General features: G+C 69.9%; 18 protein-coding genes. 10 read left to right on the top strand and 8 right to left on the bottom strand.

Annotated elements, in window-relative coordinates; genetic code table 11:
* Positions 1-29 precede the first annotated feature (29 nt).
* Complete coding sequence (locus IEZ27_RS21300) at positions 30-950, bottom strand: ABC transporter substrate-binding protein (protein WP_189648852.1); 921 nt, start codon at positions 948-950, stop codon at positions 30-32.
* Between the two features lie 197 nt (positions 951-1,147).
* Between IEZ27_RS21300 and IEZ27_RS21295 the strand changes: the two genes are divergently transcribed.
* The 7 genes from IEZ27_RS21295 (at position 1,148) to IEZ27_RS21265 (ending at position 9,439) form a co-directional block, all read left to right on the top strand.
* The gene (locus IEZ27_RS21295; protein WP_189648851.1) at positions 1,148-2,470 is read left to right on the top strand and encodes an ammonium transporter; all 1,323 of its coding nucleotides are present in this window, start codon (positions 1,148-1,150) and stop codon (positions 2,468-2,470) included.
* Complete coding sequence (locus IEZ27_RS21290) at positions 2,467-2,805, top strand: P-II family nitrogen regulator (RefSeq protein ID WP_189648850.1); 339 nt, start codon at positions 2,467-2,469, stop codon at positions 2,803-2,805. The genes IEZ27_RS21295 and IEZ27_RS21290 overlap by 4 nt, the downstream gene beginning before the upstream one ends.
* Entirely contained in the window at positions 2,802-5,027 is a 2,226-nt protein-coding gene (locus IEZ27_RS21285) for a [protein-PII] uridylyltransferase (RefSeq protein WP_189648849.1), read from the top strand. Before IEZ27_RS21290 ends, IEZ27_RS21285 begins: the two co-directional genes overlap by 4 nt.
* A 224-nt stretch (positions 5,028-5,251) precedes the next feature.
* The gene (locus IEZ27_RS21280; protein WP_189648848.1) at positions 5,252-8,047 is read left to right on the top strand and encodes a sensor histidine kinase; all 2,796 of its coding nucleotides are present in this window, start codon (positions 5,252-5,254) and stop codon (positions 8,045-8,047) included.
* A 21-nt stretch (positions 8,048-8,068) separates the two neighbouring features.
* On the top strand, positions 8,069-8,491 hold the full coding sequence (locus IEZ27_RS21275) for a roadblock/LC7 domain-containing protein (RefSeq protein WP_189648847.1): 423 nt from the start codon (positions 8,069-8,071) through the stop codon (positions 8,489-8,491).
* Positions 8,492-8,517: 26 nt separating this feature from the next.
* Complete coding sequence (locus IEZ27_RS21270; RefSeq protein ID WP_125631446.1) at positions 8,518-8,880, top strand: DUF742 domain-containing protein; 363 nt, start codon at positions 8,518-8,520, stop codon at positions 8,878-8,880.
* Entirely contained in the window at positions 8,861-9,439 is a 579-nt protein-coding gene (locus IEZ27_RS21265) for a GTP-binding protein (RefSeq protein ID WP_125631444.1), read from the top strand. The genes IEZ27_RS21270 and IEZ27_RS21265 overlap by 20 nt, the downstream gene beginning before the upstream one ends.
* On the opposite strand, the gene IEZ27_RS21260 is transcribed toward IEZ27_RS21265, so the two are convergent.
* On the bottom strand, positions 9,436-9,837 hold the full coding sequence (locus IEZ27_RS21260) for a hemerythrin domain-containing protein (RefSeq protein ID WP_189648846.1): 402 nt from the start codon (positions 9,835-9,837) through the stop codon (positions 9,436-9,438). The genes IEZ27_RS21265 and IEZ27_RS21260 overlap by 4 nt on opposite strands.
* Positions 9,838-9,911: 74 nt before the next feature.
* On the opposite strand from IEZ27_RS21260, the gene IEZ27_RS21255 reads away from it, so the two are divergent.
* Positions 9,912-10,364, top strand: coding sequence for a MarR family winged helix-turn-helix transcriptional regulator (locus IEZ27_RS21255; RefSeq protein ID WP_125631440.1), 453 nt, complete (start codon positions 9,912-9,914; stop codon positions 10,362-10,364).
* Here IEZ27_RS21255 and IEZ27_RS21250 read toward each other — a convergent pair.
* Complete coding sequence (locus tag IEZ27_RS21250; RefSeq protein WP_189648845.1) at positions 10,353-11,120, bottom strand: TetR/AcrR family transcriptional regulator; 768 nt, start codon at positions 11,118-11,120, stop codon at positions 10,353-10,355. The genes IEZ27_RS21255 and IEZ27_RS21250 overlap by 12 nt on opposite strands.
* Before the next feature lie 80 nt (positions 11,121-11,200).
* On the opposite strand from IEZ27_RS21250, the gene IEZ27_RS21245 reads away from it, so the two are divergent.
* Complete coding sequence (locus IEZ27_RS21245) at positions 11,201-12,139, top strand: ATP-binding cassette domain-containing protein (protein WP_189648844.1); 939 nt, start codon at positions 11,201-11,203, stop codon at positions 12,137-12,139.
* Positions 12,136-12,924, top strand: coding sequence for an ABC transporter permease (locus IEZ27_RS21240; protein ID WP_189648843.1), 789 nt, complete (start codon positions 12,136-12,138; stop codon positions 12,922-12,924). The genes IEZ27_RS21245 and IEZ27_RS21240 overlap by 4 nt, the downstream gene beginning before the upstream one ends.
* Before the next feature lie 7 nt (positions 12,925-12,931).
* Here the strand turns inward: IEZ27_RS21240 and betA are convergent, their stop codons facing one another.
* The 5 genes from betA to IEZ27_RS21215 form a co-directional block, all read right to left on the bottom strand.
* On the bottom strand, positions 12,932-14,575 hold the full coding sequence (gene betA, locus IEZ27_RS21235; RefSeq protein WP_229824183.1) for a choline dehydrogenase: 1,644 nt from the start codon (positions 14,573-14,575) through the stop codon (positions 12,932-12,934).
* Complete coding sequence (locus IEZ27_RS21230) at positions 14,551-15,486, bottom strand: ABC transporter substrate-binding protein (protein ID WP_189648842.1); 936 nt, start codon at positions 15,484-15,486, stop codon at positions 14,551-14,553. Before IEZ27_RS21230 ends, betA begins: the two co-directional genes overlap by 25 nt.
* Positions 15,487-15,557: 71 nt before the next feature.
* Positions 15,558-16,535 carry an ABC transporter substrate-binding protein gene (locus IEZ27_RS21225; RefSeq protein WP_189648841.1) on the bottom strand — a complete coding sequence of 326 codons (978 nt, stop codon included), beginning with the start codon at positions 16,533-16,535 and terminating at the stop codon, positions 15,558-15,560.
* On the bottom strand, positions 16,532-18,445 hold the full coding sequence (locus IEZ27_RS21220; protein WP_189648840.1) for an ABC transporter permease: 1,914 nt from the start codon (positions 18,443-18,445) through the stop codon (positions 16,532-16,534). Before IEZ27_RS21220 ends, IEZ27_RS21225 begins: the two co-directional genes overlap by 4 nt.
* On the bottom strand, positions 18,442-19,497 hold the full coding sequence (locus IEZ27_RS21215; RefSeq protein ID WP_125631420.1) for a quaternary amine ABC transporter ATP-binding protein: 1,056 nt from the start codon (positions 19,495-19,497) through the stop codon (positions 18,442-18,444). Before IEZ27_RS21215 ends, IEZ27_RS21220 begins: the two co-directional genes overlap by 4 nt.
* Positions 19,498-19,838 lie beyond the last annotated feature (341 nt).

The raw sequence follows: 19,838 nt of genomic DNA, 5'->3' as shown, positions 1-19,838 counted from the left end.
GCGCTTCTTCGCTGAGCGGGGCGGGGTGGTCAGGCCAGCGGGGTGAGGTACTTCTCCAGGTCGTCGAGGATCTTGCCGGCGGCGGTGACGCCGATGCCGGTCATCCAGACCTCGTCGTCCACGTTGTGCGCGTGCTCGGCCTTGACCGCGGCGAGGTTCTTCCACAGCGGGCCGCCGGTCACCGTGGCCTGCGACTTGGCGGCGGCGTCGCCGTACGCGCTGTAGAAGATCGCGTCGCCGTCGGCCTTGGCGATGTTCTCCTGGCTCAGCTTGCCGAAGCGCTTGTCCTGCTGGTCGGCCAGCCGCTGCGCCTCGGGCCGCTGGATGCCGGCGTCGCCGACGACGATGCCGCTGAACGACTCGGGGCCGTACATGCGGATCTCGGTGGGCATGAAGCGCACGATGCTGACCGACAGCTTGGAGAACCGGCCGCCGACCTCCTTGGCCCGCTTCTCGTAGCCCGACAGCAGCCCGGACGCCTGCTCCTTCTTGCCCAGGGCCTCGGCGTCCAGCAGGAAGTTCTCCTTCCAGGTGACACCCACCTTCTCGGTGAAGACGGTCGGGGCGATCTTGCTGAGCTTGTCGTAGAAGGCGGCCTGGCGGAACTTCGAGCCGAGGATGAGGTCGGGCTTGAGCGCCATGATCGCCTCGATGTTGGGCTGCTGGAGCGTGCCGACCGGCTTGGTGGCCGACAGCGCCGAGCCCAGGTACTCGGGCCAGGTCTGGTTCTCGCCCGCCTGGGCGGCGCCCACGGGGGCCAGTCCGAGGGAGATCATCGTGTCCAGCTTGTCGGTGTCGAGTACGACGACCCGCTTGGGGGTCATCGGCACCTTGGTCTCACCCATGGCGTGCTTGACGGTCCGGGTGGGGCCGGCGTCCTCCGTGCCGGTCGAGGTGCCGCAGGCGGCGAGGGCGAGGACGGGAAGCAGGGCCAAAAGCCGGAGACGCATGAGGGAATCCTTGATCTATTAGGTAAGGCAACCCTAAGTATGGCATGTCATGGCCGGAACGAAACGTGTGAAGGGCCCGAAACGTACCCGAAACACCGCGCCAGCGAGATTCACGAACGCGAAACACCCCTGGTCGAGCCACGAAACCCCGGCCGAAGACGCTGTGGCGACACGTCACATGTAAGGAGGGTCGCGTCGTGAAGATCGATAGCGGCACCACAGCCTGGATGCTCGCGGCCACCGCGCTGGTGTTGCTGATGACTCCGGGGCTCGCGTTCTTCTACGGAGGCATGACCAGGGCCAAGAGCGTCCTGAACATGATGATGATGTCGTTCGGCGCCATCATCACGGTCACCGTGGCCTGGGTGCTGTTCGGCCACTCGATCGCCTTCACCGACAACGGCAGCTCGGTGCTCAACAACATCGTCGGCGGCTTCGACGCCCTCGGCCTGCAGAGCCTGGTGGACACGGCCACCAAGGACGACGGCACCGGCATGCCGAGCCTGGTCTTCTCGGCCTTCCAGCTGACGTTCGCCATCATCACCGTGGCCCTGATCAGCGGCGCGATCGCGGACCGGGCGAAGTTCGGGGCCTGGATCCTGTTCACCGTCATCTGGGCGACCGTCGTCTACTTCCCGGTCGCCCACTGGGTGTGGGGCACCGGCTGGCTGAACACCATGGGCATCGAGGACTTCGCGGGCGGAACCGTCGTCCACATCAACGCCGGCGCCGCGGCGCTGGCCCTGGCCCTCGTGATCGGCAAGCGCCACGGCTGGCGCAAGGAGCCGATGAGGCCGCACAACCTCACCCTGGTCCTGCTCGGGGCGGGCCTGCTGTGGTTCGGCTGGTTCGGCTTCAACGCGGGCTCGGAGCTGGCCGTGGACGGCACCGCCGGGCTGGCGTTCATGAACACCCAGATCGCCACCGCGGTCGCCGCCGGCGCCTGGCTCGTCGTGGAGAAGCTGCGCGACGGCCACGCCACCAGCCTCGGCGTCGCCTCCGGGGCGGTCGCCGGGCTGGTCGCCATCACGCCGGCCTGCGGGTTCGTCGACCCGTGGGCCGCGATGCTCATCGGCCTGGTCGCGGGCGCCGTCTGCGCCTACGCCGTGGGCCTGAAGTACCGGCTGGGCTTCGACGACTCGCTCGACGTGGTCGGCGTGCACCTGGTCGGCGGCGTCATCGGCGCCGTCTCGCTCGGCTTCCTGGCCGCCTACCCCTTCCTCGAACAGCAGAGCAAGGGCCTGTTCTACGGCGGCGGCATCGGCCAGCTCGGCCTTCAGGTGCTCGGCCCGGTCGCGGTCGGCGGCTACTCGTTCATCGCCACCTGGATCATCGGGAAGATCATCGACAGGACGATGGGCTTCCGCGTCTCCACCGAGAACGAGATCACCGGCATCGACGTCACCACGCACGCCGAGACCGGGTACGACCTCGGCACGGTCTACGCCTCCGGCATGACCACCCCGAACGGTCCCCTCACCCCGGCTCCGGCCCCGGCTCCCAAGAAGGTGGAGGCATGAGGCTCATCACCGCGATCATCAAGCCGTTCAAGCTCGACGACGTCAAGGCCGCGCTGGAGCAGTTCGGCATCAAGGGCATGACGGTCAGCGAGGCCAGCGGCTACGGTCGCCAGCGCGGCCACACCGAGGTGTACCGCGGCGCCGAGTACCAGGTGGACCTGGTGCCGAAGGTACGTCTTGAGGTGCTGGCCGAGGAGGACGACGCCGACGACGTCGTCGAGGTCATCGTCAAGGCGGCCCACACCGGCAAGATCGGCGACGGCAAGGTGTGGTCCGTCCCGGTCGACACCGTCGTGCGCGTACGCACCGGGGAGCGAGGGCCGGAGGCCCTGTGAGGGGAGAGGCGCGTTCGTACGCCGCGGCCCGCAAGGAGCGGACCGCGGACACCGACCGCTGGCTCAAGGACCTCTTCAGGACGGCGAGCGACGGCGACCAGGTCTCCCTGGTCGCCGTCGGGAGCCTCGGCCGCGGCGAGCCGGCCCCCGGCAGCGACCTGGACCTGGTCCTGCTGCACGCCGGCCGGCCCGACGTGGCGCGGATCGCCGACCGCGTCTGGTACCCCATCTGGGACTCCGCCGTCGGCCTCGACCACTCGGTGCGCACGGTGGCCGAGGCCGTGGCCGTGGCCCGGCAGGACCTCAAGGCCGTGCTCGGGCTCATCCAGGCCAGGCACGTCGCCGGCGACCCCGAGCTGACCAGGAGGACCAGGGAGGCGGTGCTGGCCGACTGGCGGGCCGACTCGCGGCGCAGGCTGGGCGAGCTGCGCGCCGCCGCCGACCACCGGGCGCAGGTCAGTGGCGAGCTGGCCTTCCTCCTCGAACCCGATCTCAAGGACGGCCGCGGCGGGCTGCGCGACGTCCAGGCCATGCAGGCCGTGGCGGCGGCCTGGGTCGCCTCGGCGCCGGGACCGAGGGCGCGCGAGGCGTACGAGTTCATCCTCGACGTCCGGCACGCGCTGCACGTGGTCACCGCGCGCGGCACCGACCGGCTCGTGCTCCAGGAGCAGGACGCGGTGGCCGGGCTGCTCGGCCTGCTCGACGCCGAAGCGCTCATGCGCAGGCTCGCCGAGGCGGGCCGGACCGTCTCCCACGCCTTCGACGCCACCTGGCGCACCGTTGACAGACTCCTGTCAGGACCGGCCCCGAGGGGGCGCCGCCCGCTGGCCGACGGCGTGGTCGAGCACGGCGGCGAGGTCGTGCTGGCCAGGGGCGCCGACCCGCGCAAGGACCCCGCCCTGGTGTTGCGGGCCGCCGCCGCTGCGGCCGAGGCCGGGCTGCCGCTGGCGCCCGCCACGGTGTCCGTCCTGGCTGCTCAGACGCCTTCCATGCCGGTGCCGTGGCCGGAGAAGGCACGGGATGCGCTGGTGTCGATCCTCGGGGCCGGACGGGCCGCCGTGCCCGTGTGGGAGGAGCTCGACCAGGCGGGTGTCATTGTCAAGCTGCTTCCTGACTGGGAACGCGTACGGCATCGTCCGCAGCGCAACCCCATCCACCGCTTCACCGTCGACCGGCACCTGATCGAGGCCGCCGCGAACGCGGCCGGCCACACCCGTGAGGTCTCCCGTCCCGACCTGCTGCTGATCGGCGCGCTCCTGCACGACATCGGCAAGGGCTGGCCGGGCGACCATTCGGCGACCGGGGAGGTCGTGGTCCGCGACATCGCCACCCGTATCGGGCTGCCCGCCCGTGACGTCGAGACGCTGGCCACCGTCGTACGCCACCACCTGCTGCTGCCCGAGACCGCCACCCGCAGGGACCTGGACGACCCGGTCACGATCGAGAAGGTCGCCGCCACGGTCGGCTCGCGCGAGGTGCTCGACCTGCTGGCCGCGCTGGCCGTGGCCGACGGCAACGCGACCGGCCCCGCCGCCTGGAACGCCTGGAAGGCCGGGCTGGTCGCCGACCTCGTCCGCCGGGTGAGGTCCGTGTTGTCGGGCTCGCCCCCGCCGAAGGCGCCCTCGATCTCGCCCGAGCAGGCCGCGCTGGCCCGGCACGGCGGCGGGGCGGTCCGCGTCAACGGGGGAGCGGTCACGGTCGTCGCGCCGGACCGGGCCGGGTTGTTGTGGAGCGCCGCCGGCGTGCTGGCCGCCCACCGGATGGTCGTGCGCTCGGCGTCGGCCGCCTCCGCGGGCGGTACGGCGGTGATCGAGTTCGCCGTCGTCCCCGAGTACGGCTCTCCGCCCGACCCCGCCACGCTGGAGGCCGACCTGCGTCTCGTCCTTGCCGGCCGTCTTGACATCGAGCAGCGGCTGGCCCGCCGGGGCAGGTCCGTGCGGCCGTCCCGGGTACCTGTGGCTCCACCTCGGGTGACACTGGTCGACGACGCCTCCGCGACGGCCACGGTGGTGGAAGTCAGGGCCCATGACAGGCCGGGGCTCCTGTGGCGCATTGGACGGGCGTTCGGTGAGTGCGCTCTTGACGTGAGAGCCGCCCGCGTGGAGACTCTCGGCGCGGAGGCGGTGGACGTCTTCTACGTCGTGGACCGCGCCGGTCGCCCCCTCAGCGACAGCGCGCAGCGAGTTCAAGTCCGCGATCAGGTGCTGGCCGCACTGCGATAACCAACAGTGAACAACTGTCGGTCACATATGTAACGATTGTGTCCGAAATGCCTGTTAAGTCGGATACTGCGGATACCTTGTGGACGGCTTGGACACCCGTCGTTGAACGGGACGATTGAGGGGTAGCGAAAGCAGTGACAACGGGGAATTCCGACAGCGGCCATGCCGCGAGGCGGGACCGCGGGAAGCGGTCGCTGCCTCGTCTAGGCCTACGCAACTGGCGCGTGAGATGGCGTCTGACGGCGCTCATCCTCGTGCCCACCATCGCCGGCGTCGTGCTCGGGGGAGCGCGTGTCGTCGGTTCGGTCCAGAGCATCGGCGACTACGACCGCACGGCCACCGCGGCCGAGCAGGCGGGCCGGATCCGCGACCTGGTGCAGGCACTCGGCCTGGAGCGTGACACGGGGGGCTGGATCGGCGCCTATCCCAAGCTGCGCAAATCGAAGGCCGCCGAACTCAACGAGTACAAGACCGCCGTCGACAAGCTGGTCAAGGGCGTCCGCGAGGACCTCGACACGATGGACGAGTCCTACGGCGAACGCGTCGTCAAGGCCGCCGGCCAGGCCAAGTACGACCTCAACCGGCTGGCGAAGATCCGGGTCGAGGGCCAGGCCGACACCATCCGCTACGACTTCCTGACCGACACCCTGCTCAAGCTGCACGACGAGCTGGCCCTGCTGTCGGACGACTCCCAGATCATCGGCCACTTCCGCGCCCTGAGCGCGCTCGCGCAGGCCAAGGAGGAGATCTCCCGCCAGCGCGTGCAACTGCTGAAGAACTCCTACAACGTCGACCGCGTCGACGCCAAGGAGGTCGAGCGGTTCATCGCCTCCAACGCCCGCGAGCAGAGCGACATCGCCACTGTGGGCGCCGAGGCCGGAGCCGAGATCGGCCTGCAGCTGTCCAAGCTGCTGACCGGCAAGAACGAGTACGTCAACGTCCAGCTCACCAAGGCCCGCGCGGTCACGCTGGCCAGCGGCCGGGCCCCGGGCGTACGGATCGCCGACAACCTGATCTCCTCCCGGTCCAACGCCCGCGAGCAGTGGTTCAACGACAACAAGGTCGCGGTCGGCGTCCTGCACGAGATCGAGAAGGACCTCGCCGACAAGGTGAACCTGCGCAGCCAGGAGCTGCGCGAGTCCGAGATCCGCAACGCCATCATCGCCGGCGCCCTGATCCTGGCGCTGCTGCTGATCGTCCTGCTGCTCACCGTGGCGATCGCCCGTTCGATGGTCGGCCCGCTGCGCCGGCTGCGCACCGAGGCTCTGGAGATCGCCGGCTTCCGGCTGCCCGACGTGGTGCGCCAGCTCCGCGTCTCGGGCGAGACCAGCACCGAGGTGCGCCCGATCGAGGTCGAGGGCCAGGACGAGATCGGTGAGGTCGCGCGGGCCTTCGACCAGGTCCACCGCCAGGCCGTACGCCTGGCGGGCGAGGAAGCCGACCTGCGCAGCAACATCAGCTCGATGTTCGTCAACCTCTCGCGCCGCACCCAGACGCTGGTCGAGCGGCAGATCTCGCTGATCGACGGCCTGGAGAAGGGCGAGCAGGACGGCGGCCGCCTGGCCGACCTGTTCAAGCTCGACCACCTGGCCACCCGCATGCGCCGCAACTCCGAGAACCTCCTGGTCCTCGCCGGCCACGAGGCCACCCGCCGCCGCAGCCAGCCCGCCAAGCTGGTGGACGTCGTCCGTGCCGCGCTGTCGGAGGTCGAGGGCTACGAACGCGTCCAGGTCAAGGTCCACCGAGCCACGTCCGTCCAGGGCAGCGCCGCCAACGACCTCGTCCACCTGGTGGCCGAGCTGGTCGAGAACGCCATCCAGTTCTCCCCGAGCAACTCCCAGGTCCTGGTCTCCAGCAGCCTCATCGAGGGCGGCGGCGCGCTGCTGTCGGTGAGCGACTCCGGCATCAGCATGACCGAGGAGGAGCTGGCCGAGGCCAACCGCCGCCTGGCCGAGCCGCCCGTCGTGGACGTGTCGGTCTCCCGGCGCATGGGCCTGTTCGTGGTCGGCCGCCTGGCACTGCGCCACGGCATCCGCGTCCAGCTCAGGAAGGGCGAGGGCGCCGGCCTGATCGCCATGGTGCTGCTGCCGCCCACGCTGATCGCCGACGGCATGCAGCAGCCGCTGCCGCAGCGCCCGGCGTTCGGCGGCGGGACCGTGACCCCGCCCCCGCAGAACGGCTCGTTCCGGTCGTTCGGCAGCTTCGACTCCATCGAGGCCAACGGGACGCGGCCGGGCTCCGGCGACTCTGCCAGGTTCGGCACCGGGCCCGCGAGTCCCTTCGGCGGCGCCCCCTCCGGGCCGTCCTCCTTCGACAGCCCGCCGCCGCAGCCCAGGCAGGGGCTCGGGGCGTTCAACTCCGATCCGGGCCGGCCGGTCAACGGGTTCACCGCCGACACCGACGGTGGTTCCTACCGGCGGCAGCCGTCCTCGTTCGACTCCGGGGCCTACCCGTCGTTGTCGTCGGGCACCGGCTCGTTCCCCCCGTACCCGGCGAACGGCGGGAGCGCGTTCCCGACGCCGCCGCCGTACGGGACGAACGAGGTGCGCCGGCCGGATCCTACGCCGTCGGTGGATGTCTCGCCGATGGAGCCGGAGCAGGAAGAGTTTCTGCCGATCTTCGCGTCGGTGGAGTCCGCGTGGTTCCGCAGGCCGCCGGGGGAGTCCGCGCCCGAGGCGCCCTCCTCCGGGAAGCCCGGCGGTGAGGCCGGGCCCGTGCAAGCCGTACCCTCTGGGGAGGAAGCGTGGCAGACAGCCGCGGACGCCGGTTGGCGTGCGGCGGCCAAAGCCAGCGAGCCCAGCCTCGGCGGCGTGACCGCCGCGGGGCTCCCCAAGCGCACCCCCAAGGCCAACCTGGTTCCGGGCACGGCGAGCCAGCCCGCTCAGCAGCAGGCGCAGCAGCCGCAGCCGCCGGTTCCTCCGGTCTCAGCCGACCGGATACGCAGCCGGATGGCCGGCTTCCAGCAGGGTGTGCGACGGGGCCGCCAGGAAGTACGTGGACAGGAGGAACAGAGTGAGTAAGCGTCCCGCTGGGGAGGATGCGTGACAACGCTGAGCCATGAGGCACACCGCTTCGACTGGCTGATCACCGATTTCGTGCGCAACACGCCGGGGGTGGCGCACGCCGTGGTCGTCTCGGCGGACGGCTTGTGCCTGGCCGCCTCGGAGGGCTTCCCACCGGACCGCGCCGACCAGCTCGCCGCCGTCTCGGCTGGTCTGCTGAGCCTGACCGTGGGCGCGTCGCGGGTGTTCGAGGGCGGCGCGGTGTCGCAGACCGTCGTCGAGATGCAGCGCGGGCTGCTCCTGGTCATGGCGATCAGCGACGGTTCCGTGCTCACGGTGCTGGCGGGTCCCGATTGTGACATGGGGCTGGTGGCGTACCAGATGACGCTGCTGGTAGACAGGGCGGGACAGGCGCTCACGCCGTCCCTGCGCGCGGAGCTCCAGGCCGCGAGGACCCGGTGATGTGATGGAACTGATGGGAGAGGGCCGTGTACGGAAGTGACGGGACCGGGGACGACGAGCCCCTGTTCCGTCCTTACGCGGTGACCGGCGGTCGTTCCGAGCCGCGGTATCACCTCGCGATGGAAACGCTGATCTCGTCGATGTCGATCCCGGACGACGAGATGGCCATGCTCACCCCCGAGCAGGAGGCCATCATGCAGCTCTGCAGGACGTTCCGGTCGGTCGCCGAGATCTCGGCCCTGCTCCGCGTCCCGCTGGGCGTGGCGAGGGTGCTCGTGGCGGACATGTCAGACGAAGGACTTGTCCGCCTGCACCAGCCGCGCCTCAGCCAGGGACAGCCAGACCTCAACATGCTCGAAAGGGTGCTCAGTGGACTTCGCAGGCTCTAGCCCCGGCCTCACGTCGACGAAGATCGTCGTCGCCGGTGGCTTCGGCGTCGGCAAGACGACGTTCGTGGGGGCGGTGTCCGAGATCCTCCCGCTCACCACGGAAGCGGTGATGACCGACGCGTCCGCGGGCATCGACGACCTCGGGTTGACGCCGAACAAGCAGACCACGACGGTCGCCATGGACTTCGGCCGCCTCTCGCTCGACCGCGACCTGATCCTCTACCTGTTCGGCACGCCCGGACAGCACCGGTTCTGGTTCATGTGGGACGACCTGGTACGCGGCGCGATCGGCGCGGTCGTGCTGCTCGACACCCGCCGCCTGGCCGACAGCTTCCCCGCGATCGACTACTTCGAAGAGGCCAAGCTGCCGTTCGTGGTGGGCATCAACGGCTGGGACGGGCAGTTCATGCACACCGACGACGAGGTGCGCGAGGCGCTGGCCCTGGGGGCGCACGTGCCGATCGTGCGCACCGACGCGCGTAACCGCGAGTCGGTCAAGTCGACGCTGATCTCGCTCGTCGAGCACGTCGTACGCCTGCGCGCGGCCCCCGTCCGCTAGCCGCCGACCGCCCACGGGACGCTCTCCAGCGAGTTGAGCACGGGCACCAGCACCTTCTCCTCGTAGTCGAGATGGGCCTCCAGCTCGGCGGCGACGCGTTCGACCGCCGCCGGGCCGGTGGCCGCGCGCAGCTCCCCGACCAGCGCCGCGATCACCTCGTGCTCCTCGCGCAGCCGGTCGAGGGGCTCTTTCAGTTCCGGACGCAGCCGCTCCAGGTACGGGAACGCCACCCGGTCCTCCCCCGAGTGGTGGAAGTTCAGCGCGTCGCAGAACGTCAGGCAGTGTGCCCGAAGGTCGTCGGCGACCTCCCCGCCCGCCCGCAGTTTCGCCAGCTCGCCTCTGAACCAGTCGTGCACCTTGACCAGTTCGTCCCCGAAAGCCCGTACCCGCTCGTCCATGTCACTATCCTTTGCTCAGACGACGACGTATTTGCTTTGCAAGCAAAGCTAATTTAGACAGCAAGGTATTGGTGATGTCAACCGACGGCTTGAGCGTGGACGAAGGCATCAGGACGCTGCTGCTCCTGATGCCGCGCATGGTGGGCCGGGCCAAGCGGCTGAAGGTGCCCGAGGCGCTGCGGTCGTTGTCGCTGGCACCCCGGCACCTGTCGTTGCTGGCCTACCTGCTGTTCGACGGCCCGACCACGGTCAACGAGCTGGCCGGGCGCCTTGAGGTGGCGCCGGCGACGGTGAGCCTGATGGTGGGCGAGCTGAGCAGGAAGGGCGTCCTGGAACGCCGCGAGGACGACGCCGACCGGCGCCGTACGATCGTCAGCATCGCCCCCGACCACCAGGAGGCGATCACCGAATGGCTCGGCTACGGCGCCACGGCATGGCGGACCGCGCTGGAGCCGCTGACACCGGGGGAACGGCACACGTTCGTGCGCACCCTGCTGGCCTACGAGCAGGCGTTGTCAGGCCGATGACCGGCTGTTGACCAGCACCTCGACGCCGTCGAGCACCCGCTGGAGGCCGAACTCGAAGGCGTGCTCGGGGCTGTAGGCGGCCTGCAGCGCCTCCCCGGCCGCCTGGCCGACCCGCGAGGCCGTCGGGAACCTCGCGGGGTCGCTGATCCGGCTGAGGAAGGGCGCGTGCGCGGCCCACCACTGCATGTCCGTCATGCCGGTCTCGCTCTCGGCCTGGGCGGCCTCGACCGCGCCCCTTGCCGTGCCGTGCACGAAGCCGGTGATCAGCGTGATCACCGAGTCCATCTCCAGGTCGGTCAGGCCGATGCCGTCGATGGCGCGCAGCTCGTAGTCGTACTTGGCGGTGACGTTGGGGCCGAGGGGCGGGCGGCTCACCGCCACCTGGAGCATCCACGGGTGGCGCAGGTAGAGCGCCCAGTTCTCCCTGGCGATCAGATCGAGCCGGGCCCGCCAGCCGCCGGGCACGTCGTCGGGACGGGCGGTCTCGCCGTAGACCGTGTCGAGCATGACGTCGAGCAGCTCGGGCTTGCCCGGCACGTACGTGTAGAGCGACATCGTGCCGACGCCCAGTTTCTCCGCCACCCGGCGCATGGACAGGGCCTGCAGCCCTTCGGCGTCGGCCACCTCGATGGCGGCCCGGACGATGCGGTCGACGCTCAGCTCGGGCTTGCCCTTGCGGCTGGCCCGCTCGCTCGTCCGCCACAACAACGCCAGGCTGCGCGCCGGGTCGCCTTTACCAGGGTACTCAACAGTCACTCTCGTACGGTACACCGTACGGTTGCCAACTCTAATCGTATGTTGTACGGTACGCCGTACGATTCGACTGGGAGGTGGCCATGTCCGCAGTGCTCGCCAAGGGCCTGCGTAAGACGTACGGCTCGAAGAAAGCCCTGGACGGCATCGATCTCGACGTGCCCGCCGGCACGGTCTGCGGCCTGCTCGGTCCCAACGGCGCGGGGAAGACCACGGCCGTCCGCATCCTCACCACGCTGTTGCGGCCGTCGGAGGGCCGGGCGGAGGTGGCCGGGTTCGACGTGGTGGCCGAGCCCCGGCGTGTGCGCGCCGCCATCGGCCTGGTCGGCCAGCAGACGGCCGTGGACGAGATCCTGACCTGCGCGCAGAACCTGGAGCTGTTCGGCCGGCTCCACCACCTGAGCGCGTCCGCCGCCCGCGCCAGGGCCGCCGAGCTGCTGGAACGCTTCGGCCTGGACGGGCACGACGGCCCAGCCAAGGATCTGTCCGGCGGCCTGCGCCGCAGGCTCGACCTGGCCGCGAGCATGATCCTGGCGCCGCCGGTGCTCTTCCTCGACGAGCCCACCACGGGCCTCGACCCGCGCAGCCGCGCCGGGATCTGGAGCGCCGTGCGGGAGCTGGTGGCGGGCGGCACGACCGTGTTGCTGACCACCCAGTACCTGGAGGAGGCCGACCGGCTCGCCGACCGGATCGCGGTGATCGACGCGGGCCGGGTGGTGGCCGAGGGCACGCCGGACGAGCTGAAGTCCACGCTCGGCGGCGACCGGCTCGACGTGGTCGTGCACGACGCGGCCAGGCTCGACGAGGCGGCCGTGATCGTCTCGGCCACGGCCTCGGGGCCCGCCGAGGTCGACCGGGACACCCGGCACGTGAGCGTGCCCGTGGGCGACCGCGTGACGGCGCTCACGCGGGTCCTGCCCGCGCTGGCGGCGGCCGGCATCGAGGCCGAGGACGTCGCGCTGCGCCGTCCGACCCTCGACGAGGTCTTCCTGAACCTGACGACCGCGGGAGGCGATCGATGACCGCACTCAGATGGGCGCTGGCCGACGGCTGGACCGTCGCCCGCCGCGACCTGATCCACTGGGCCAACCAGCCCATGACGGTGCTCTTCGGGGTGCTCTTCCCCGTGGTGATCACCCTGGCGTTCGGCTACCTGTTCGGCGGCGCGGTCGAGGTGCCCGCGGGGGCGGACTACTTCGCCTTCCTCATGCCCGGCATGTACGGCATGACGATGCTCTTCGGCCTGAGCTCCACCATGATCGCCGTGTCCACGGACGTCTCCAAGGGCGTCACCGACCGCTTCCGCTCGATGCCCATGGCGCCGTCGGGCGTGCTGATCGGCCGGGCGGTCGCCGACCTGCTCAACTCGGTCCTGATCCTGGGCGGCCTGCTGCTCTGCGGCCTGGCGGTGGGCTGGCGGCCGGCGACGGCCCAGGGCGCGCTGGGCGCGGTGGCGTTGCTCCTGCTGCTGCGCTTCGCCCTGCTGTGGGCGGGCGTCTACCTCGGCCTGCTCGCCCGGGACCCGGGCGCGGCGGTCGCGATCCAGACGATGGAGTTCCCGATCGGCTTCCTGTCCAACGCCTTCGTCGCGCCCGCCACCATGCCCGGCTGGCTGGGCGCGATCTCGGAGTGGAACCCGCTCTCCTCCACGGTCGCCGCCGCCCGCGAGCTGTTCGGCAACCCGGGCTGGGGCGGCGGGTCGTGGGTGGCCCAGCACGCCGTGCCGATGGCCGTCCTGTGGCCCGTCGTGCTCACCGCCGTCTTCTTCGTCCTGTCCGTACGCCGGTACCGGCATCTGGACCGGTGAGACCGGGTCAGGCGCGGTGGAAGTCCACCGGGTCGGGCGGGAGGGGGGTGTTGCCGAGGACGAGGTCGGCGGACTTCTCGGCGAGCATCATGACCGGGGCGTAGATGTTGCCGTTGGTGACGTACGGCATGGCGGAGGCGTCCACGACGCGCAGGCCGTCCAGGCCGTGCACGCGCATGGTGGCGGGGTCCACGACGGCCGTCTCGTCCACGCCCATCTTGCAGGTGCACGACGGATGGAGTGCCGTCTCGCCGTCCTTGGCGACCCAGGCCAGGATCTCCTCGTCAGTCTGGACGTCCGGGCCGGGGGACAGCTCGCCGCCGTCGAGGCCGGACCAGGCGGGCTGGGACAGGATGGCGCGGGCGTGCCTGATGGCCTCCACCCACTCGCGGCGGTCCTGCTCGGTCGAGAGGTAGTTGAAGCGGAGGGCGGGCTTGTCGCGGGGGTCGGCCGACGTGATACGCACCGAGCCCCGGGCGTCGGAGTACATCGGGCCGATGTGCACCTGGTAGCCGTGGCCGCCGGCCGGGGCCGAGCCGTCGTAGCGCACGGCGATCGGCAGGAAGTGGAACATCAGGTTCGGGTAGGCCACCTCGTCGTTCGAGCGGATGAACCCGCCCGCCTCGAAGTGGTTGGTGGCCCCTGGACCGCGGCGCAGGAACAGCCAGTCGGCGCCGATGAACGGCCGCCGCCACATCGCCAGCGAGGGCTGCTGCGAGACCGGCCGGGTGCAGGCGTGCTGGACGTAGACCTCCAGGTGGTCCTGGAGGTTCTCGCCGACGCCCGGCAGGTCGTGCACCACCTTGACGCCCGCCGATTCCAGCACCGCCTTCGGGCCGACGCCGGAGAGCTGGAGGAGCTGGGGGCTGTTGATCGCGCCGCCGCACAGGATGACCTCGCGGGCCTCGATGCGCTCGCCGCCGCACTGCACGCCCACCGCCCGCGTGCCCTCGAAGAGCACCTTCTCCACGTGGGCCCGCGTCCTGACCGTGAGGTTGGGACGGCGGCGTACGGGATGCAGGTAGGCGCGGGCGGCGCTGAGCCGGCGGCCCCGGTGGATGTTGCGGTCGAAGGCCGCGAATCCCTCCTGGCGGTAGCCGTTCACGTCGTCGGTGAGGGGGTGGCCGGCCTGCTGGACGGCCTCGAAGAACGCCTCGAACAGCGGGCCGCGGGCCGGGCCGCGTTCCAGCTTCAGCGGGCCGTCGTCGCCGCGGAAGGGCGAGCCCGGGTCGGCCAGGCAGTTCTCCATGCGCCGGAAGTACGGCAGGCAGTGCGCGTAGTCCCAGTGCTCCATGCCGGGGTCGGCGGCCCAGCGTTCGTAGTCGAGGGGGTTGCCGCGCTGGAAGATCATCCCGTTGATGCTGCTGGAGCCGCCCAGGACCTTGCCGCGCGCGTGGTAGATGCGCCGGCCGTTCATGTGCGGCTCGGGCTCGGACTCGTACTTCCAGTCGTAGAAGCGGCTGCCGATGGGGAACATCAGCGCGGCCGGCATGTGGATGAAGACGTCCCAGAGGTGGTCAGGGCGGCCCGCCTCCAGCACCAGCACGGACACCGACGGATCGGCGCTCAGCCGGTTGGCCAGGGCACAGCCGGCCGAGCCGCCGCCCACGATGACGAAGTCGAAGCTCAACGCGGAATCCAGTCCTTCCACACGATCTTGTTCTCCTCCACCCACTGCCGGGCGGCCTGCTCGGCGGACTTCTTCCCGTTGATCATGTTGCTGGCCACGGCGTTCTGGTTGTCATTGGTCCAGGTGAAGTTGCGCACCAGCTCGTACGCCTTCCCGCCGCGCTCGGCGAACCGCCGGCTGACGATCTTGTCCAGCAGGTACGGCGGGTAGTCGCAGGCGACCTTGGCGGGCACGTTGTCGCACCCGATCGCGTACGCGGGCAGGTTGACCTTGACCAGCTTGACCCTGGTGAACAACCATTGCGGCTCGTAGAAATACATGAGCAGGGGCGTACGGTTCTTCGTCGCGGACTGTGCGGCCCTGATCAGCGCGTCCTCGCTGCCCGAGTAGACGACCTTGTAATCGAGGCCGAGATTCTTGATGAGAACCTCGTCGTTGGTGACGAATGTCGGGTCGCCGTCGAGCACCTGACCCAAATTTCCGGTTTTGGCTGTCCTAAAGAGGGGCGCGTACTTATTCAGGTTCCGATAGTCGGTTATGTCGGGATATTTCTTGGCCATCCACTCGGGGACGTACCAACCGATCACCCCTTTGTTGCCGGTGAGACCGGCCGACAGCGCCACCTTCTTCTGCTCGATGTACTCCTTCTTCAGATCGTTGTGTCCCCAGTTCTCGACGATCACATCGACCTTGCCGCTTTCGAAATCGCGCCAGGAATCGCTCTCGTTGTTCTTGCGTGTGCTGACCTTGTATCCCAGCTCGTGTTCGAGCAGGTAGGCCAGCACGGCGGCCTGGGCCTCGTAGCCGACCCAGGCGTGCACGTCGATGTTGACCGTGCCCTTGCCCGCGGCGCCGCTCTCGGGGGTGCCGCCGGAGCAGGCCGTCAGGAGCAGGGCCGCGAGCAGCGGCCCGATGAGCTTCTTGGTTCGCATGAGAGGTCTCCGCGACCGCGTCTCCCCCGCCCCCTCCGGCGGGCGGCCGGAGGGGGCGCGGTCAAGAGGGGTCACTTGGGGATCCAGGCCTGCCACTTGGCGGTGTTCGCCTCGACCCACTTCTTGGCGGCCTGCTCGCCGGTCAGGCCGTTGTTGGTCATGTCGTTGGCGACCGCGTTCTGGTCCTCGTTGGTCCAGCTGAAGTTCTTGACCAGCTCGTACGCCTTGCCGCCGGTGTCGGCGAACTTCTTGCTGACGATCTTGTCGAGGTCCAGCTCGGCGTAGTCGCAGGCGACCTTCTTGGCGTCGGCGTCACAACCCTCGCTGTACGCGGGCAGGTTCACCCGGGTCAGCTCGACCTTGTCGAACAGCCAGTGGGGCGTCCAGAAGTAGAACAACAACGCCTTCTTCTGCGCCTGCGCCTGCTCGGCGGCCTTGAGCAGGGCCGCCTCGCTGCCGCCGGTCACCACCTTGTAGTTCAGCTTGAGGTTCTTGACCAGGGCCTCGTCGTTGGTGACGTAGCTGGGGTCGCCGTCGAGCAGCTGGCCCTTGCCCCCGGACTCCGACGTCTTGAACAGGTCGGCGTACTTGTTCAGGTTCTTGGAGTCGGTGATGTCCGGGTACTTGTCGGACATCCACTTGGGGACGTACCAGCCGATGACACCCTTGTTGCCGGTTGAGCCCGCCGAGAGCGCGACCTTCTTCTCGTCGATGAACTTCTTCTTCAGGTCCGGGTGGCCCCAGTTCTCGATGATGACGTCCACGTCGCCGGTCTCGAAGCCCTCCCAGGCGACCTGCTCCTTGATCTCGGGCAGCTCGACGGTGTACTTGAGCTCGTTCTTCAGCAGGTAGGCGACGACGTTCGCGCTGGCCTCGTACCCGACCCACGGGTTGATCGCGATCTTGACGGTGCCCGTCGCCGGCGCGCCGGAGCCGGTGCCGGCCGCCGGGGCGGCGGCGCTGGGGGAGGTCTCCACCTTGGCGCCACCGCCGCAACCCACGGCGGTGAGGCCGAGAACGAGCAGGCCTGCGAGCAGGCGAATCTTCATGTGCGCTTCCTCTTTCGGGGGGAAGGGCGCCTGTCGGCGCCCTGCGTGATGCGGTCGAGCATGACTCCGAGCAGGACGGTCGCGATGCCCGCCACGAAGCCCATGCCGAAATCCGTGCGCTGGGAGAAGCCGACGACCACGTCGTACCCGAGCGCGCCCGCCCCGACCAGGCCGCCGACGACGACCATGGCCAGCGTCATCACGATGCCCTGGTTGGCCGCGAGCAGGATGGCCCGCCGCGCCATCGGGAGTTGTACCTTCCACAGGAGCTGGCCCGGAGTCGAGCCCGCCGAGGCGGCCGCCTCGACGACCGTGGCGGGCACGCCTCTGATGCCGTCCTCGACCAGGCGCACCACGGGTGGCACCGCGTAGATGACCGAGGCGAAGATGGCGGTGAACCGGGTGGTCTCGAACAGGGCCAGCGCCGGCAGCAGGTACACGAAGGCGGGCATGGTCTGGGCGGCGTCCAGCAGCGGGCGCTGGATCGCCGAGTAACGCGGCGAGCGCGCCGCGGCCACGCCCAGCAGCAGGCCGATGACCAGGGTGACGAGCACCGCCACCGCGACCGTGGTCATCGTCTGCATGGCGTGCTCCCACACGCCGAGCAGCGCGATCGCCAGCAGGCAGCCGAGCGCGGTCAGCGCCGGGCGTACGCCGCTCACCCACCAGGCCAGGGTCAGCACCGCGAGGGCGATCAGCCACCACGGGGCGGAGGTGAGCAGGCCCTCCAGCGGGTTGAGCAGGAAGGCCGAGGTCAGATCCTTGACGAACGTCGTGACCGGGTACCAGGTCGTCTCGGCCCAGCGGACCGCGTCGTTCACCGCGCCGGCGAAGGTGACCGTCAGGCCGTCCGGCCAGCCCACGGGCAACACGAACCCGGCCACGAGCCCCACGCCGGCCAGCGCCGCAGCGACCACCAGGTCGAGCCGTCCGACCGTGGCGTGCGCCTCGCGGCGGGCCATCGACATGAGCGTGCGGTCGAGCACCACGGCCATGACGACGATCGCGAGGCCCGCCGGGAGCATGATGCCGACCTGCGCCCGCGACAGGCCGCGGATGATGTCGCCGCCCAGGCCGGGGGCCGAGATCAGGTTCGCGATCACGACCATGGACAGCGCCATCATGATGGTCTGGTTCACCGCCAGCGCCATCGTCGGGCGGGCCAGCGGCAGGTGGACCTTGAACAGCGTCTGCCGGCGGGTCGCGCCCAGCGACGCCGACGCCTCGACGGCCGTGGGGGAGACCCCCTCGACGGCCAGCGCGGTGATGCGGATCGCGGGCGGGATCGAGTAGATCATCGTCGCGATCGCCCCGGCCGGCGCGCCGATGTGGAAGAACAGCACGAGCGGCGCCAGGTACGCGAACGTCGGCATGATCTGCATGACGTCGAGCACCGGCGTCAGCACCCGGCGCACCCGCGCCGACAACCCGGCCCACACGCCCAGCGGCACGCCGATCACCAGCGACAGCAGCACCGAGGCCGCGACCAGGGCCAGCGTGTCCACGCTCGACTGCCACAACCCGAGCACCCCGAACGCGCTCACACCCGCCGCCGCGAGCAGCGCGATGCGCCAGCCGCCGGCCAGCCAGGCCAGCGCGCCGAGGACGCCGATGAGACCGGGCCAGTTCAGGGCGTTCAGGACGGACTGGAAGAAGGTGTAGACCCCGTCGACGAACAGGCGGACGTAGTTGAGGAAGTACAGGAAGAGCGGGCTCTCGTTGCGGTTGTCGTCGATCCATTCGCGCAGGTCGGTGACCGCCAGGAACTGCGGCGCCTCCTTGTCGTGCGGCAGCGTGCCCGTGCCGCGGAAGACCAGGTACGCCGCGGCGAACACGATCGCGACCCCGGCGGGCGCGGCCCATCTCGGGATCCTGAGCTTGGTGGGGGCGCTGACCGCGGTGGTGCTCACGCGCCTGCCCTTGCCGCCGTGTCCTGCCCGGCGAGGAAGGACAGCAGGTCGACGCGGTCCACGACCCCGGCCAGCTCGTCGCCGTCCATCACCCGGATCGGGCGGGAGGAGGCCGAGGCCGCGGCGATGGCGTCCTTGATCAGGGTGGTGACGGGGAGCTGGGGGCCGTCCAGAGGCTCACCGGGCTCGGGGGAGCGGAGGATCCAGCGCAACGTCAGCACGTGGCTGCGCGGCACGTCGCGGACGAAGTCGGCCACGTAGTCGTCGGCCGGCGCGCCCACCAGCTCCTCGGCCGTGCCGAGCTGCACGATCGAGCCGTCCCGCATGATGGCGATCCGCTCGCCCAGCTTGAGCGCCTCGGACAGGTCGTGCGTGATGAACACCATGGTCTTGCCGACCTCGCGGTGGAGCCGGATCACCTCGGCCTGCATGTCGCGGCGGATCAGCGGGTCGAGCGCGCTGAACGGCTCGTCGAACAACATCACCTGGGGATCGACGGCCAGCGCGCGGGCCAGGCCGACACGCTGCTGCATGCCGCCGGAGAGCTGGTCGGGGTAGGCGTCGGCGTGTCCGTCGAGGCCCACGAGTGACAGGATCTCGGCGGCCCGCGCGTGCCGGGCGGCCTTGGCGGTGCCCTGGATCTCCAGACCGTAGGCAACGTTGTCAACGACCTTACGGTGCGGCAACAACCCGAAATGCTGGAAGACCATGCTCACCTGGTGGCGGCGCAGCTCGCGCAGCCGGGCGGGGGAGGCGCGGCCGACGTCCTCGCCGCCGATCCTGATCTCGCCGGCGCTGGGCTCGACGAGTCTGGTCAGGCAGCGTACGAGGGTGGACTTGCCGCTTCCCGACAGGCCCATGACGACGAAGACCTCGCCGGGGCGTACCTCGAAGCTCACGTCGCGGACGGCGGCGGTGCAGCCGGTCCTCTCTCGCAGCGCGGCCGGTTCGAGGTGCCTGTCCTCGCTGTCCAGCACCTTTTGTGCCCTCGACCCGAAGATCTTCCAAAGGCCCTCGACGCTGATAGCCGCGCTGTCGGGGGAATCCCGCACCCTCGCCTCCTCGTTTGCCGGGGCTCAACATATGCGGTGAATAACGCAAATCTCAACGCTGTGACCTGTGAGAGATCCGGCTGCTCCTCGCGTGTTATGTGGTTGGAACGCGCTAATCGCCCATACGTGGACATATAAACATATGAGGGATTATTTCTGGCTAGGTGAACGCCGGGATGGAGCTCCAGCTCGTTGTCTCACCGGACGCAGAAGTTGAATTTCGCCCCGTTATGCGCGGGTGGCCACGCCCGCTTAGGATGTGTTCCAATTACCCGCACTTGCTGATTTCTCTCAAGGGGCGCAGACCCCACAAATACGCCGATTCGGGCGAGGTGCGTTCG

It is taken from the genome of Nonomuraea spiralis (assembly GCF_014648435.1).
In the GTDB taxonomy this organism is placed as follows: domain Bacteria; phylum Actinomycetota; class Actinomycetes; order Streptosporangiales; family Streptosporangiaceae; genus Nonomuraea; species Nonomuraea spiralis.
Note: the sequence above shows the minus strand (reverse complement) of the source record. Positions and strands in the feature narration are given on the sequence as shown.